A 13876-nucleotide genomic window follows, 5' to 3' on the forward strand; every position below is an offset into this window, starting at 1 on the left:
ACATGTTCTGGCGTGGCGTAGTCGGATATCTGCCGGTCAACATCGCCCAGGGCGTGGTGGGCCTGCTCACCATCGTCCTGTTCACGCGTGTGCTGACGCCGGAGCAGTACGGCGTCTACGCCCTGGCCTTCTCGGCCCTCAGCCTGACCCAGACCATCCTGCTGACCTGGACCGAGGCGGCCATGGCCCGCTTCCACGCCCGCCAGGACGCCGACGGCCGCCTGCCCGATCACTTCGCCACGATCTACCGCCTGTGGTTCGGCCTGGCCCTGGTCGTGCCGATCGCCGCCGTGGCGGTCCTGAGGTTCGCGCCTCTGGCCGCCCCGCTGAAGGTCGCCGTTTCCGCGGCGATGGCGACCGTCGTGGTCAAGAGCCTGACCAAGCTGTCGCAGGAGCGCCGCCGCGCCGCCGGCGAGGTGTCGGGCGCGGCCCTGCTCGACATCGTCCAGACCGTCGGCGGCTTCGCCCTGGGCCTAGGGCTGGCCCTGATCGGCTTGGGCGGAGCGGCCCCGATCCTGGGCATGGGCGCCATCTCGCTGCTGTGCCTGGTGTTCGTGCTGCCCGCCGACCTGAACCGGACCAAGGGCGGCCGCTACGACCCCGCCATGGCCAAAGCCTACGCCGCCTACGGCCTGCCGGTGGCCCTGTCGCTGATCCTGGCCCTGGTGTTGTCGACCACCGACCGTTTCCTGCTGGCCGCCTTCCTCAACGAGCAGGCGGTGGGCGTCTATCACGCCGGCTATTCGCTGGGCTCTCGCACCCTGGACGTGGTCTTCATCTGGCTGGGCATGGCCGGCGGACCGGCCCTGGTCGCGGCGCTGGAGCGCGGCGGTCATCCCGCCCTGAAGGACGCCGCCCACGAGCAGGCCGGATTCATGGTGCTGCTGACCCTGCCCGCCGCCGTCGGCCTGGCCCTGGTCGGGCGCTCCCTGGCCCAGGTGATGGTCGGGCCCGAACTGAGCACCGGGGCCGGCCGGGTCGTGCCGTGGATCGCCGTGGCCGGCTGGCTGTCGGGCGTGACCACCTATTACCTGCTGCAGGCCTTCACCCTGGGCAAGCGCACGATGATGCTGATCGCCTGCATGGCGGTCCCGGCCGGCGCCAACGTGATCCTGAACCTCCTGCTGATCCCGCGCTTCGGCCTGGACGGGGCCCTGTGGTCGACCGCCGCCAGCTATGGCGTCGGCGCCGTGGCCGCCGCGATCCTGGGCCGGCGGGCCTGTCCCCTGCCCGTGCCGTGGGTCGCCCTGGCCAAGTCCGGCCTGGCCTGCGCCCTGATGGCGCTCGCCGTCCTGGCCGTGCCGGCCTTCGGCGGCGTCCTCGAACTGATCCTCAAGGCGTCCGTGGGCGCCGTCGTCTATGGCGTGGCCGTCCTGGCCCTCGACGCGGGCGGCCTGCGCGGCCGGGCCGTGGACATCCTCCAACGCCGTTTGAAGACCGCATGACGCAGACCGCCACCGAGACCCTGACCGACAACGCCGCCTGGGCGCCCCTGGACCAGAAGGGGGCGGCCCCGCGCCTGTCGGTGCTGATCCCGACCTATCGCGACGACCCCAGCGCCCTGCTGACGGCCCTGGACGAGCGCGGGGTCGACGCCGAGATCGTGCTGCTGGACGACGGCGGCGGCGACGCGGACCTGACCCGTCGCCTGGCCGGCCGGATCGAGAAGCTGAAGCTGCCCGCCCGCCTGATCGTGCTGTCGCGCAACGAGGGCCGCGCCAAGGGGCGCAACCGCCTGGCCGACCACGCCCGGGGCCGCCACCTGCTGTTCCTGGACAGCGACATGCTGCCCGACCCCAGGGACTTCCTGACCCGCTGGGCGGCCGTGGCGGCCGACGACACGCCCGTGGCGTTCGGCGGCTTCACCCTGGACCAGACCCCCCGCCGTCCCGAGCACGAGCTGCACCGGGCGATGGCGCTGAAGAGCGACTGCACCCCGGCCCCGGAACGGGCCCGCGAGCCGGCCAAGCACGTCTTCACCTCCAACCTGCTGGTCCGCCGCGACGTGTTCGAGATCGTGGCCTTCGACGAGCGCTTCGCCGGCTGGGGCTGGGAGGACGTCGAATGGGCCCTGCGCGTGGCCCGGTTCTATCCGATCCTGCACATCGACAACTCGGCCACCCATCTGGGCCTCGACACCGCCGCGACGCTGGCGGCCAAGTACGAGCAGTCGGCCGCCAACTTCGCCCGGGTGGTCGCCGCCCACCGCGAGGCGGTCAGCGCCTATCCCAGCTACAAGGCCGCCAGGGCCCTGAAGGCCGCGCCGCTGCGCCGGGCCTGGCGGCCGATGATCAAGGCCGTCGCCCTCAACGAAGCGGCCCCCGTCCCGCTCCGCGCCTTCGCCCTGCGGCTCTATCGCGCCGCCCTCTATTCGGACGCCGTCTGATGCAGACCTCCTTCGAGAAAGTCGACGCCTACGAGCCGGACCGCAGCCTGAAGGGCAAGGTCCGCCGCCGGCTGATCCGCCTGGCCCACCGCCGCCCGGCCCGGGTGAAGCTGGAGCGGCCGATGGTGTCGTTCAGCTTCGACGACGCGCCGGCCACCGCCTGCGAGGCCGGGGCCAAGGTCCTGGAAGCCCGCGGCCTGCGCGGCACCTACTATTTCGCCGCCGGCCTGACCGGGCGCGACGGGCCGATGGGCCGGTTCGCGACGGGCGAGGACGCCGCCCGCCTGCACGCCGCCGGCCACGAGATCGCCTGCCACACTTTCTCGCACCTGGACTGCGGCCAGGCCTCGCGGGCCGAGACCCTGGCCGATGTCGACCTCAACGCCCGGCATCTGGCGGAATGGGGAACGGGCGAGCCGGTCAGCTTCGCCTACCCGTACGGCGACGTGGCMTCGCCCGCCAAGACGGCCCTGGCCGGCCGCTTCAAGACCCTGCGCGCCCTGCACCACGGCCTGATCGCCAACGGCGCCGACCTCAATCAGGCCCCGGCCGTGGGCATCGAGGGCGCGGACGGCGAGCAGGTGGCGCTGGACTGGCTGGACAAGGCCCATGGCCGCAAGGCCTGGCTGATCCTCTACACCCACGACGTCGCGCCCGAGCCCTCGCAGTGGGGCTGCACGACGGCGGCCCTGGAGCGGCTGGTCGACGGCGCGCTGACGGCGGGGTTCGACGTGGTGACCGTGGCCGAAGGGGCGCGGCGGATCGGCGTCTAGCCCAACGATTTCACCTGATCGTCGCGCTCGGTCGCCTAGTCTCTATTCGGACCCGACTCAGCCGGTGCAGGAAGACAGATGAAGCCGCCGATCAAACGCCTGGCCGATCTCAAGCCTCCGGCTCAGGCCGAGGCGTATGCGCGTCCCACACCGAGGGTGGCGCGGCGCAAGACCGCCAAGGTCCTGACCGACGAAGAGCGCGCGGCCTTCCTGGCGTCCCGCCCGGACCTCGCCCCGAAATCCTGACCTAGCGCGACGACGTCCCCGTCGACAGCGCCGCCAGGTCGGCCTGCACCTTGGCCAGGTCCTTGTCCGAGATCGCCCCGCCGAACTTCGGCGCCAGGGCGCGCAGGCTGTCGCTMTTGAACTTGTCGTACAGGGGATGGTCGGTCAGGCCCGGGATGTCGGCGTCCAGCACCGCCTTGCCCTTGGGGGTGGCCGTGACCACCTCGAGCGGCGTGTCGATGGTCAGGGCCGCGGCGGCGACGGGCGCCTCGGCGGGCGGCGGGGCCGGCGGCGCAGACTGGGCCAGGGCCGCGCCAGCGCCGCCGACCACGAGCGTCGCGGTCGCGATGGCGGCGAGATGACGAATGGAACGCATGACTTCCTCTTCCAAGATCGGGGCGGCGGCGTCCGATGCCCGTACGAGGCATGCGGCGCGCACGATCGTTCGATGAATCCCCCGCTCTTGGGGTTCGCCAAGCCTTGGGGGCGGTCCGGTGGGMGGCTGTCGTACAACCTGTTCGATTTCCGGGCGCCGCGTGACAAGCACGTCGACATCGTGGGCGACCCGCTCATGCGCGGTTCATCTAGCGTCGMCTTAAACAAGCCAGACCATTGGAAGTCTTCCGGAAGCCCGCCCCATGACCCGTCCGCCGATCGCCGTCGCCGCCATCGCCGCCCTGCTGTTCGGCGCCGACGCCGCCCAGGCCGCCCCCCGCGCCTGGGTGCGCGACGTGAGCCTCAACACCGGCTGGCGCTGGGGCAAGCCGCCCACCGAGGACTTCGTGGCGACGCTGCGCGAGTCGGTGGATGAGCGCCTGGCCGCCTGCGCGGCGGGCAAGGACCTGCGGCTCGACATCAGGATCGAGCGCCTCAACATCCGCCAGCCGGGCGACCTGCGCGCCAACACGACCAACTTCCTCGACGCCCAGGTCAAGGTCCGGCTCGGCGGCGACAAGAGCATCGTCGACCTGACGCGCCTGCACGTGGAAGCCCCGGACGACGGCGTGCTGGCCGCGGTGCGCGATCCGGAAATGGTGCTGTCGGACGCCCTGGGCGACGCGATCTGCCGCGAACTGTTCCCGGCGGGCGCCTAGGCCCTGACCTCGCGGTCGGGAAAGGCCAGCTTGGCCGCGAAGGCGACGAACAGCACCCAGCGGAAGTCGTTGTAGATCAGGGCGATGCTCTCGGTCAGGGCCACCAGGCTGTAGACGACCAGGAACGGGAAGGCGAGCAGCGCGCCCCGGTCGCGGAAGACGGCGATCACCGCCAGGGTCATGGCCTGCAGGTAGAACAGCCCCCAGGCGACCAGGCCCAGCAGGCCAAGGCCCAGCCACTGCTCCAGCCAGCTGTTGTGGGCGTGCTGGGCCTGGAAGCCGGCGTTCTTGCTGATCCAGGCGAACGGCCCCCAGCCGGACTTGTCGCCCCACACCGCCTGGTAGCCGTAGCCCAGCCACGGCCGGTCCTCGATCTCGCGCATCACCGCCGCCCAGATCTTGGTGCGGCCGGTCAGGGTGGCGTCCTTGCCCAGGATGGCGAAGAAGACGTCCGAGGCGAACAGGATGAAGGCCCCCAGCAGCACCACGCCGGTCACGCCCGTCCAGGTGGCCGCCGCGCCCAGGGCCGGCCCCCGCTGGGCGATCCAGACGAAGCCGATCGCCGCCACGCCCAGCATCAGCGACACCAGCGAGGTCTTGGAGGTGGACATCAGCACCAGCACCAGGGCCAGGCCCGCGAAGGTCCACCACAGGCGGGCCCTCTGCGGGTTCAGCAGGGCCGCGGCCGACAGGATGCAGAAGCCGAACGCCATGTTGCCGCCCAGGCCGTTCTTCTCGCGCCACAGGCCGCGCCAGGCGCCGGGGAAGAGCTCGGTCATGATCCCGATGCGCGGCACGGCCAGGCAGACCACGAAACAGGCGACGATCAGCACCGCGAAGGCCGCGCCCACCACCTCGGCCAGCTGGGGCCAGCGGAACCGGGCCGCCAGGGCGATCCCGCCCAGGGTGGTGCAGACCAGGGCGAAACCGCGTCGGGCCGTCTGGTCCGGGTTCACCGACCAGAACACCGAGGCGGCCACCACCAGCAGCAGCACGATCAGGAAGGGCTGGCGGATCAGGGTCCGGAAGGTCGAGCCGGGCCGCAGGGCGATCAGAGCGAAGCCGGCGGCGTAGGCCGGCAGGTAACCCACCCGCAGCAGGGCCGAGCCGGCCGCGTCGGCGCTCTCGCCCACCAGGGGCAGCTCCCAGCCGCCGCTGTAGATCAGCAGCGCCAGGACCGGCAGGGCCCACAGCGCCATCCGGATGAAGGTCAGCCGTTCCGGTGCGGCGCCGGCCGCTCCGTAGGTCGGGGTCAAGCCCCTCTCCCGGAGGGAGATAACCTCATGGGAGGATCGCTTTCAGGAACTTCGGCGGCTGGACCGAGGCCTGGTTGAAGAACACGCCGGCCGTGCGGCCGCCCGACGAGGCCAGGGCGTCGCGCAGCAGGCCCGGCGGCCGCACGTCGGGCTGCTGGGCGCTGACCACCAGAACGGTCTGGTCCATGTGCTGGGCCAGGGTCAGGGCGGCCTGGGAGCGGTCGGCCGACGGGCTGTCGACGACAATGATCTCGGCGTGGCGGCGCAGGGCGGCCCAGTATTCGACGCCGGGCAGGATGTGCACCTTTTGGCGACCGCGCAGGGCCTCGCGGTTGAAGCGGGTCACCCAGAAGCGCGGCCCGCCGACGCTGTGGGCGGTCAGGTACTTGGCGTCGGGCCAGACCCCGCCGCCCGGCTTGGGGGCCGGCGGCTGGACGGTGAAGAAGGCCGAACCGTCGGGCGAGGCAGGAGCCCCGCCGCCCAGCGGACCGTAGCGTTCGGGGTCGGCGGCGATGGCCTGGTATTGCGGCGAGGTGACCAGGTCCAGGTCGATCAGCCAGGTCTTGCGGCCGGCCCGCTTGGCGGCGAAGCGGGCGAATTCGCGGGCGGCCGTCGAGGTCCCCTCCCCGCGTCGGGCGGCGACGAACTGGATGACGTGCGCGCGGCCGGGCGCGGGGGCGCCAAGGCTCCCCCACAGCTCCGCCATCTCGACGTTCAAATCCACCATTCGCCGAATCGCCGCGCGTTGAAGTCCGTTTACCCTAATGCGCAAACGCGCTCGCGCGAAAGGCGACGAAAGCGCCCAGGGCTTTCGTGTTCAGCGGTTTGGATCAGCGCTTGTAGTGCGCCGTCGCCAGGACCGGCAGGCCCAGGGTGCGCGAGGCCGAGGCCGGGGTCTGCAGGCCGGGGCGCAGAAGCATCCGCACCAGGCCGGCGCAGGCGGCGGTGAAGGCCGCGAACAGGAAGGCCAGCACGATGATCGGCTTCTTCAGGCTCTTGCCGGTCGAGGGCGCCACGGCGCGCTGGACGATGCGGATGTTGTCGCTGCCCTGGGCCGACATCTGCCGCTGGGCCTGGTCCTGCTGCTCCTTGACCGTGAAGTCGCGGACATTGGTCGACAGCACGTCGCGGTCGCGCGACAGCTGGTTGAAGGTCGGCTCCAGTTCGGCCAGGCGCAGCAGGCGCTGGTTCACGTCCTGGGTCTGCTGGGTGTAGGCGGCCAGCGACTGCTGCAGGGCGGCCACCTCGGCGGTCAGGTCGTTGCGGGTGGACTGCAGGGTCTGCCAGATCGGGTTGGGACCGCTGCGGCGCGCGCCGTCGCCGCTGGTCCGGCCCGAGGCCACGCCCTGCTCCAGCTGGGCGATCTGCGCCTCGATGTCGCGGACCGGCTGAGCGTCGGGGCGATAGCGGGCCAGCAGGCCTTCGCGGTCCAGCTTCAGCTGGGCCAGCTTGGCCGGGGCCGACATGTCGCTGTCGCGATAGAGCACGGTGTCCTGCGGCGTGCGGCCCAGCTCGGCCTGGACGGCGGCCAGGCGGCCCATGCGGTCCTGCAGTTGCGCCTCGGTGGCGTACTTCTGGGACTCGGCCTGGGCCTGCAGCTGGGTCAGGGCGGTCTTCTGGGCGGTGAAGTCGCCGATGTCGTTGCCCGACAGGAAGGCCTGATAGGCCGCGTCGGTCTGGGCCAGCTTCTGGGTGAACAGCTCGCGCTGGCGCTCCAGCCCGTTGTCGCCCCCGCCGATCAGCAGGCTGCGGCGATAGATTAGATATTCCTCGAGCAGGGTGTTGAGCACCTTCTCGGCGATCTCCGGATCCTCGTTCGAGTAGGCCAGGCGGATGATCGAGTTGTCCGGGGCGGTCTCGATCTTCAGGTTGCGGGCCAGGCTGTCGCGGCCCTCGGCCATCAGCTTGCGCTTCCCCTCCGGCGAGGCGACGGCGTACTTGGCGGCGCTGCTGGGGAACACCTTGCCGAAGCCGACCTTGCGGATCACCCGCTCGCGCAGCTCGCCGCTGCCCAGGATCTCGGATTCCGACTGGATGACCTGGTCGACGTCGGGCACGGCGCCGCGCGCGGCGTCCCCGGCCCGGGGCTCGTAGACATATTCCTGGCCCAGGCGGACGAACAGGCTGGACTGGGCGGTGTAGGTCTTCTTCAGGGTGGTGGCGAAGGCCAGGCCCAGCAGGAAGATGGCCAGGAACACGCCCAGCATCAGCCAGCGCTCGCGCCACAGCAGGGTCACGAAGTCCGTCGGCGCATAGCGCGCACGCGCCGTCCAGTCGCTATGCGACGGCGGGTCGTGCGGCACGCTGCTCCAGGCGCTCGTGGTTGACATAGGAATCCGACTGACTGTCCCCAGCCGCACCCTGGCCGCCCGCGCCTTAAGGCTTCGTTACCTATATCTGTTAAGACTTGCCGCATGCACAGGCGCACCATCCTTTCGGCGGCTCTCGCCCTGCCCTTCGCGGTTTCGGCCTGCGGTCACGTGGATCGCGAGCCGATCACGCCAACCGCCCGTCCCACGGCCACTTTCTCCGATATCGGCTATGCCGACTGGTCGGATCAGGAGCCCGACTACCGGTTCTATCCGGGCGACGAAGTCGAAATCACCGTGCCCTCGGCGACCGAATTGAACAAGTCCGTCGTGGTCCAACCGGACGGCCGCGTCGCTTTGCCGCTGATCCAGCCGGTGATGGCCGCCGACCGCACGATCGCGGAACTGGAGGCCTCGATCACCCAGGCCTACTCGACCCAATTGCTGCGGCCGCAGGTGCAGGTGTCGATCAAGTCGACGGCGCCGCTGAAGGTGTTCGTGGGCGGGGAAGTGGGAAATCCGGGCGTCTACGACATGGCCGGGGACGGCGACGCCCTGCGGGCCGTCATCCAGGCCGGCGGCTTCAAGGCCTCGGCCAAGCGGACGTCGGTGGTGATCATTCGTCGTGGCCCCAACGGTCGGGCCATGCTGCGCACGGCGGACCTGCTGACGGGGATGACCAACGGGCGCGCGGACCTGGTGCCGCTTCGCCGGTTCGACGTGGTCTATGTGCCGCGCAGCGGGGTGTCCGAGGCGGGCCTGTTCATGCAGCAGTACTTCCGTGACCTGCTGCCGATCAGCTTCAGCTACGCCGTCAACGGCTTCAGCGGAAACTAGGACATTCCACCCGGGCGCGCGGCGTCCGGGTCAGAGGACGGCGTGGGCTGAACCCGGATGGGTTCAGCCGTGAGCCAGCCATTCGCGCGCCTGGCGCTGGGCTTCGGCGACGTCCTCGCTGGCCATCTCCTGCGAGATTTCCTTGCGATAGACCTTGGCCTCGACCGAACCGCGCATGGCGGCCAGGTTGAACAGCATGTGGGCCGACACGTAGTCCAGCGGCGCGCCGCCCTGGCCGGTCGAATAGAGCAGGCCCATGCGGAACAGCTCGTCGCCCGAGGTGTCGACGGTCGGCAGCGGGATCCCGTGGATGGCGGCCGGCGGCTCGATACTCATCATCATGGCTTCAATTCCCATCTCAGCCCCCGTCGCCGTTCTGGCTCCGCTTGGCTGTGAGAACAGAAAAGTCCATCGCCACTGAACATACAGTTAATGGCGTCGACATCATGAATCTAGGTCGCGAATACATAAACCATTCATGGACATTACGTCGCAGTTACAGGTGTTACTGCGCGTAAACCGCCGTATACAGCGGGTTAACGGGCGCGCTGGCCAAAGAGCACTTTTMGGGCCTCTTCCTGGGCTTTTCCGGGGGCTTGCAGGCCCTGGCGGCGCAGTTCAGCCCCCAGCTTGAAGCCCCGATCGACGGCCTCGCGGGCGGCCAGGCGCTCGAACCAGGCCTTCAGGTGCGGGAATTCCTCGAGGATGATGCCCTGGTTCTTCCACGGCACCACCCAGCCCCAGCAGGCGAAGTCGGCGATGGACACTTGGCCGCAGATGAAATCCTTCCCTTCCAGCTGCTTGTTCAGCACGCCGTACAGCCGGTGGGTCTCGTTGGTGTAGCGGATGGCCCCGTAGGCGATCTGGCGCTGGTCGCTGACGATGGCGGCGGCGTACTGGCGGAAGTGGTGAGTCTGGCCGGCCATGGGCCCCAGGCCGCCCATCTGCCACATCAGCCACTGGTCGATCTCGACCCGCTCGCGCTCGTTGGCCCCATAGAACTGGCCGGTCTTGCGGCCCAGGTACTGCAGGATGGCCCCAGACTCGAACACCGAGATCGGCTGGCCGTCGGGCCCGTCGGGATCGACGATGGCGGGCATGCGGTTGTTGGGGCTGATGGCCAGGAAGTCCGGCTTGAACTGTTCGCCCGCCCCGATGTTCACCGGGATCATCTCGTAGGGCAGGCCCATCTCCTCCAGGGCGATGGAGATCTTCCAGCCGTTCGGCGTGGGCCAGTAGTACAACGCGATCGGACGGCTCATCGGCGGGCTCCCAACAGATGGTTTTGTTTGACCACCAACATGGTCGCGCGCCGGGCTCCCGCCAAGGCCGTTCATGCTCCAGCCTGACGGCGCCGTTCAGATCAGGTTCAGCCAGGACGGCGGAAACTGTCTTCAAGGTCGAGGGATTAGGCGGTTGTCGGACCGCCGACCGAAGTAAGGAGACGTCGGATATGAAGCGCCTGTTGCTCACCCTCGCCGCCGTGGCCGCCGTGGCCGGACCGATGGCTGTCACCGCGAGCGACGCGTCCGCCCAGGATCGCGGCCGCTGGGGCCACGACGGCGGCGGCCGAGGCGATCGCCACGGCGGCGGTCGCGGCGACTACGGCCGCCATGACGACCGCGGTGGTCACGACCGAGGCGATTGGGATCGCCACGACAACGGCCGCCACAACGGCTGGGACCGTCACGACAACCGCTGGGATGGCGGCCGCCACAACGGCTACTACTACAACAACCGCTGGAGCTACGGCGCGCCGCCGGCCTATTACTACGGCCGCCCGGGCTATCGCCCCGGCTACACCGCCTGGCGCCGCGGCGGTTACCTGCCGCCCTACTATCGCGGCAACACCTATATCGTTCACGACTACGGATACTACCACCTGCGTCCGCCGCCCCGTGGCTACTACTGGTATCGGACCGGTAACGACTACGTCCTGGCGGCGATCGCCACCGGACTGATCTTCGACATCATCAACAACTAGACGTTGTTGACCTGACGGCCCTGGCGGCGCTTTCCGAAACTCTCGGCAAGCGTCGCCATTCGCCGCATCCTCGCCGCGCATGCGGCGAGATGGTCTGATTGGCGGGCCATTCCCACCGCATTCACGGGTCAGCGTCCCGGCCGTGTCACTTTCCGACGCGACTGTAACGAGACGCTTCCATGACCAAGCTCCGCATCCCCGCCGCCGCCGTCGCAGCCCTGACTCTCGCCGGCTTCGCCGGGGCGGCCCTGGCCCAGCAGGCGCCGGCCACCGATCCGACGGCCCAGACCACGCAAAGCGCCCCCGCCTCGTCCACCCCGTCGTCTTCTGGCACGTCGCCGTCCTACGGCACGGACCCGGCCGCCGCGCCGCCGTCGTCCAGCGCCGACAGCGCCGCCGCCAGCGGCTCGCCCAGCTCGGCCACCGCCCCCGACAGCGCGACCGACGCGGCCCCGTCCGCCGACGCCAAGCCCGAGAAGAAGGCCAAGAAGCACCACAAGCCGACCGGCGCCGAAGCCCCGGCCAGCGCCCCGGCCTCGGACACGCCCAAGCCCTAGGGCCGGCGCTCCGCCCATGAAAAAGGGCCCGTCGCGTGAGCGGCGGGCCCTTTGCTTTGCTCAGTGCGCGAGGCCTACAGCCCCAACTTGCTGCGCAGCAGTTCGTTGACGGTGGCCGGATTGGCCTTGCCGCCGGTCTCCTTCATCACCTGGCCGACGAACCAGCCGATGGCCTGGGGCTTTTCCTTCACCGCCTCGGCCTTGTCGGGATTGGCCGCTATCAGCTTGTCGATCGCCGCCTCGATGGCGCCGGTGTCGTTGATCTGGACCAGGCCGCGCTTCTCGACGATCTCGGCCGGACGGCCCTCGCCGGCCCACATGTGCTCGAAGACCTCCTTGGCGATCTTGGAGCTGATGGTGCCGTTCTCGATCAGCTCGACCAGCTGGGCGATGTCCGACGACGGCAGCGGCGACTGCGCGATCTCGTGGCCGCCCGAAGACAGCTTCGACAGCAGCTCGTTGGTCACCCAGTTGGACACCAGCTTGGCGTCGCGGCCTTTCGCGGCGGCTTCGAAGTAGTCGGCGCGGTCGGCCTCGATGATCAGCACGCCGGCGTCGTAGGCCGACAGGCCGTACTGGCTCTGCAGGCGCTGCTTCTTGGCGTCCGGCAGTTCCGGCAGGGTGTCCTCGATCTCCTTCACCCAGGCCGGGTCCAGGACCAGCGGCAGCAGGTCCGGATCGGGGAAGTAGCGGTAGTCGTGCGCCTCTTCCTTCGACCGCATCGAACGGGTCTCCAGCTTGTTCGGGTCGAACAGGCGGGTCTCCTGGTCGATCTTGCCGCCGTCTTCCAGGATCTCGATCTGGCGACGGGCCTCGTACTCGATGGCCTGCTGGATATAGCGGTACGAATTGACGTTCTTGATCTCGCAGCGCGTGCCCAGGTGGCTGAAGCTGCCGGTCGCCCGGTACTTCTCGTAGTCGCCGGGGCGGCAGACCGAGACGTTGACGTCGGCGCGCAGGTTGCCCTTCTCCATGTCGCCGTCGCAGGTGCCCAGATAGACCAGGATCGTGCGCAGCTTCTTGACGTAGGCGGCGGCCTCTTCCGAGGTGCGCATGTCGGGCTTGGAGACGATCTCCATCAGCGCCGTGCCCGCGCGGTTCAGGTCGACATAGGTGGCGTTCGGGTCCTGGTCGTGCAGCGACTTGCCGGCGTCCTGCTCCAGGTGCAGCCGCTCGATGCGCACGTCGAAGGTCGTGCCGTCGTCACGCTCGACGGTCACCACGCCCTCGCCGACGATCGGCTGGTCGAACTGGCTGATCTGATAGCCTTGCGGCAGGTCGGGATAGAAGTAGTTCTTGCGGTCGAAGCGGCTCTTCAGATTGATCTGCGCCTTCAGGCCCAGGCCCGTCTTCACCGCCTGCTCGACGCAGAAGCGGTTCAGCACGGGCAGCATGCCGGGCATGGCCGCGTCCACCAGGCTGACCTGCTGGTTCGGCCCCGCGCCGAAGCCGACGGCGGCGCCGGAGAACAGCTTGGACACGCTGGCCACCTGGGCGTGGACCTCGAGGCCCAGCACGATTTCCCAGTCGCCGGTGCGACCCTTGATCACTTTGGAAGAGGCGGTTTCGGTCATGTCTCAATTCCTGGCCATGGGGATGGCCGACTAGAAAGAGTCCCCTCTCCCGCCCTCAAAGCCTTGTCCCTCCCCTTTATGGGGAGGGTGGCCCCGAAGGGGTCGGGTGGGGCTCGCCGCGGCAAGAGCGTGACAAATCACGCCGACCACCGCGTTGATGTCCTCATGCACCGCCGAGGTCGGGAAGCGCAAGGTTTGGAAGCCCGAACACCCTCTGTTTCCTTCTCCCCTTGCGGGAGAAGGTGGCAGCCGAAGGCTGACGGATGAGGGGTCGCAAGACCTCTCCGTCGCGGATCGGCGGCGCTGGGCGAGATGGCCGGCGTTTGAAAGACCCCTCATCCGGCGGCTGCGCCGCCACCTTCTCCTGCAAGGGGAGAAGGATCCCAGTTCAAAAATGACCACTTCTGGGCAACACCGAGGTCATTCCTGGTCAACCGGAACCGCTGACAAACCCTGTCGTTGACTCCCCCGAAGCGAACAACTCGCAGGAGGAAATCATGGCTGTTCYGAACCTCGACGCCAGCGAACCTTATATCGCGCCCGCGACCAGCGCCGACTCCTCGGCTCTGTTTCCCAGCGCGCCCATCTATGCTCGCACGCCCGCGAAGAAATCTTCGCGGAACCTGCCGCTGATCATCGGCCTGCCGGTGCTGGCGATCGCCGCCGGCGGCCTGGCGTGGGGGCTGATGAACAACCCCGCCCAGACGCCGACCACCGACGAGGCGGCGCCCGCCAAGGTGGCCGAGGCCCAGCCGCTGCCGACCACCGCGGCGCCGGCCCCGATGCCGACCCCGGCTCCGGTGGAGGCCAAGGCCGTCGCGCCGACGCAAGTCGCCCGCGCCGAGACCACCGCCCCGCCGCGCGTGACGGCTCCGGCCAAG

15 protein-coding genes and 1 pseudogene are annotated in these 13876 nt (G+C 69.5%); 9 read left to right on the plus strand and 7 right to left on the minus strand.

Going from position 1 to position 13876, the window contains the following annotated elements:
- Nucleotides 1-2: 2 nt before the first annotated feature.
- From hfsF to AC1U89_RS13850, 4 genes are all read left to right on the plus strand, one after another.
- The gene (hfsF, locus tag AC1U89_RS13835) at nucleotides 3-1445 is read left to right on the plus strand and encodes a polysaccharide biosynthesis protein HfsF (RefSeq protein ID WP_479900267.1); all 1443 of its coding nucleotides are present in this window, start codon (nucleotides 3-5) and stop codon (nucleotides 1443-1445) included.
- Nucleotides 1442-2386 carry a polysaccharide biosynthesis protein HfsG gene (gene hfsG / locus AC1U89_RS13840; RefSeq protein WP_479900268.1) on the plus strand — a complete coding sequence of 315 codons (945 nt, stop codon included), beginning with the start codon at nucleotides 1442-1444 and terminating at the stop codon, nucleotides 2384-2386. Before hfsF ends, hfsG begins: the two co-directional genes overlap by 4 nt.
- On the plus strand, nucleotides 2386-3159 hold the full coding sequence (hfsH, locus tag AC1U89_RS13845; protein ID WP_479900269.1) for an oligosaccharide deacetylase HfsH: 774 nt from the start codon (nucleotides 2386-2388) through the stop codon (nucleotides 3157-3159). Before hfsG ends, hfsH begins: the two co-directional genes overlap by 1 nt.
- 78 nt (nucleotides 3160-3237) lie before the next feature.
- Nucleotides 3238-3405: a hypothetical protein gene (locus tag AC1U89_RS13850; protein ID WP_479900270.1), complete on the plus strand. Its 168-nt coding sequence runs from the start codon at nucleotides 3238-3240 to the stop codon at nucleotides 3403-3405.
- Between the two features lies 1 nt (nucleotide 3406).
- Here AC1U89_RS13850 and AC1U89_RS13855 read toward each other — a convergent pair whose 3' ends face one another.
- The gene (locus tag AC1U89_RS13855) at nucleotides 3407-3760 is read right to left on the minus strand and encodes a hypothetical protein (protein WP_479900271.1); all 354 of its coding nucleotides are present in this window, start codon (nucleotides 3758-3760) and stop codon (nucleotides 3407-3409) included.
- A 262-nt stretch (nucleotides 3761-4022) separates the two neighbouring features.
- Between AC1U89_RS13855 and AC1U89_RS13860 the strand changes: the two genes are divergently transcribed.
- A complete protein-coding gene (locus AC1U89_RS13860) occupies nucleotides 4023-4478 on the plus strand; it encodes a hypothetical protein (protein WP_479900272.1) in 456 nt (151 codons plus the stop codon).
- Here AC1U89_RS13860 and AC1U89_RS13865 read toward each other — a convergent pair.
- The 3 genes from AC1U89_RS13865 to AC1U89_RS13875 form a co-directional block, all read right to left on the minus strand.
- Complete coding sequence (locus AC1U89_RS13865; RefSeq protein WP_479900284.1) at nucleotides 4475-5677, minus strand: O-antigen ligase family protein; 1203 nt, start codon at nucleotides 5675-5677, stop codon at nucleotides 4475-4477. The genes AC1U89_RS13860 and AC1U89_RS13865 overlap by 4 nt on opposite strands.
- An 82-nt stretch (nucleotides 5678-5759) precedes the next feature.
- Complete coding sequence (locus AC1U89_RS13870; protein ID WP_479900273.1) at nucleotides 5760-6461, minus strand: P-loop NTPase family protein; 702 nt, start codon at nucleotides 6459-6461, stop codon at nucleotides 5760-5762.
- Between the two features lie 103 nt (nucleotides 6462-6564).
- The gene (locus AC1U89_RS13875) at nucleotides 6565-8064 is read right to left on the minus strand and encodes a GumC family protein (RefSeq protein WP_479900274.1); all 1500 of its coding nucleotides are present in this window, start codon (nucleotides 8062-8064) and stop codon (nucleotides 6565-6567) included.
- An 84-nt stretch (nucleotides 8065-8148) separates the two neighbouring features.
- On the opposite strand from AC1U89_RS13875, the gene AC1U89_RS13880 reads away from it, so the two are divergent.
- Nucleotides 8149-8880 (plus strand): polysaccharide biosynthesis/export family protein, encoded by a 732-nt coding sequence (locus tag AC1U89_RS13880; protein WP_479900275.1) that lies wholly within the window; start codon nucleotides 8149-8151, stop codon nucleotides 8878-8880.
- Nucleotides 8881-8943: 63 nt separating this feature from the next.
- On the opposite strand, the gene AC1U89_RS13885 is transcribed toward AC1U89_RS13880, so the two are convergent.
- Complete coding sequence (locus tag AC1U89_RS13885; protein WP_029916271.1) at nucleotides 8944-9222, minus strand: SEL1-like repeat protein; 279 nt, start codon at nucleotides 9220-9222, stop codon at nucleotides 8944-8946.
- Between the two features lie 194 nt (nucleotides 9223-9416).
- Nucleotides 9417-10142 carry a glutathione S-transferase N-terminal domain-containing protein gene (locus AC1U89_RS13890; RefSeq protein WP_479900276.1) on the minus strand — a complete coding sequence of 242 codons (726 nt, stop codon included), beginning with the start codon at nucleotides 10140-10142 and terminating at the stop codon, nucleotides 9417-9419.
- Nucleotides 10143-10333: 191 nt separating this feature from the next.
- Here AC1U89_RS13890 and AC1U89_RS13895 point away from each other — a divergent pair, with 191 nt between their 5' ends.
- Both AC1U89_RS13895 and AC1U89_RS13900 read left to right on the plus strand, forming a co-directional pair.
- On the plus strand, nucleotides 10334-10864 hold the full coding sequence (locus tag AC1U89_RS13895; RefSeq protein WP_479900277.1) for an RcnB family protein: 531 nt from the start codon (nucleotides 10334-10336) through the stop codon (nucleotides 10862-10864).
- Between the two features lie 179 nt (nucleotides 10865-11043).
- A complete protein-coding gene (locus AC1U89_RS13900) occupies nucleotides 11044-11421 on the plus strand; it encodes a proteophosphoglycan 5 (protein ID WP_479900278.1) in 378 nt (125 codons plus the stop codon).
- 74 nt (nucleotides 11422-11495) lie between these two features.
- On the opposite strand, the gene gatB is transcribed toward AC1U89_RS13900, so the two are convergent.
- Entirely contained in the window at nucleotides 11496-12995 is a 1500-nt protein-coding gene (gene gatB, locus AC1U89_RS13905) for an Asp-tRNA(Asn)/Glu-tRNA(Gln) amidotransferase subunit GatB (protein WP_479900279.1), read from the minus strand.
- Nucleotides 12996-13492: 497 nt separating this feature from the next.
- Here gatB and AC1U89_RS13910 point away from each other — a divergent pair.
- Nucleotides 13493-13876: pseudogene (locus AC1U89_RS13910) on the plus strand (hypothetical protein); the annotation flags it as partial.

This window comes from Caulobacter sp. 05T431 (assembly GCF_056665975.1).

What these genes read in the sequence shown, in the direction of transcription:
- hfsF (WP_479900267.1), top strand. Translation starts at nt 3, where the DNA reads ATGTTCTGGCGTGGCGTAGTCGGATATCTGCCGGTCAACATCGCCCAG.
- hfsG (WP_479900268.1), top strand. Translation starts at nt 1,442, where the DNA reads ATGACGCAGACCGCCACCGAGACCCTGACCGACAACGCCGCCTGGGCG.
- AC1U89_RS13850 (WP_479900270.1), top strand. Translation starts at nt 3,238, where the DNA reads ATGAAGCCGCCGATCAAACGCCTGGCCGATCTCAAGCCTCCGGCTCAG.
- AC1U89_RS13860 (WP_479900272.1), top strand. Translation starts at nt 4,023, where the DNA reads ATGACCCGTCCGCCGATCGCCGTCGCCGCCATCGCCGCCCTGCTGTTC.
- AC1U89_RS13865 (WP_479900284.1), bottom strand. Translation starts at nt 5,677, where the DNA reads ATGGCGCTGTGGGCCCTGCCGGTCCTGGCGCTGCTGATCTACAGCGGC.
- AC1U89_RS13870 (WP_479900273.1), bottom strand. Translation starts at nt 6,461, where the DNA reads ATGGTGGATTTGAACGTCGAGATGGCGGAGCTGTGGGGGAGCCTTGGC.
- AC1U89_RS13875 (WP_479900274.1), bottom strand. Translation starts at nt 8,064, where the DNA reads ATGTCAACCACGAGCGCCTGGAGCAGCGTGCCGCACGACCCGCCGTCG.
- AC1U89_RS13880 (WP_479900275.1), top strand. Translation starts at nt 8,149, where the DNA reads ATGCACAGGCGCACCATCCTTTCGGCGGCTCTCGCCCTGCCCTTCGCG.
- AC1U89_RS13885 (WP_029916271.1), bottom strand. Translation starts at nt 9,222, where the DNA reads ATGATGATGAGTATCGAGCCGCCGGCCGCCATCCACGGGATCCCGCTG.
- AC1U89_RS13895 (WP_479900277.1), top strand. Translation starts at nt 10,334, where the DNA reads ATGAAGCGCCTGTTGCTCACCCTCGCCGCCGTGGCCGCCGTGGCCGGA.
- AC1U89_RS13900 (WP_479900278.1), top strand. Translation starts at nt 11,044, where the DNA reads ATGACCAAGCTCCGCATCCCCGCCGCCGCCGTCGCAGCCCTGACTCTC.
- gatB (WP_479900279.1), bottom strand. Translation starts at nt 12,995, where the DNA reads ATGACCGAAACCGCCTCTTCCAAAGTGATCAAGGGTCGCACCGGCGAC.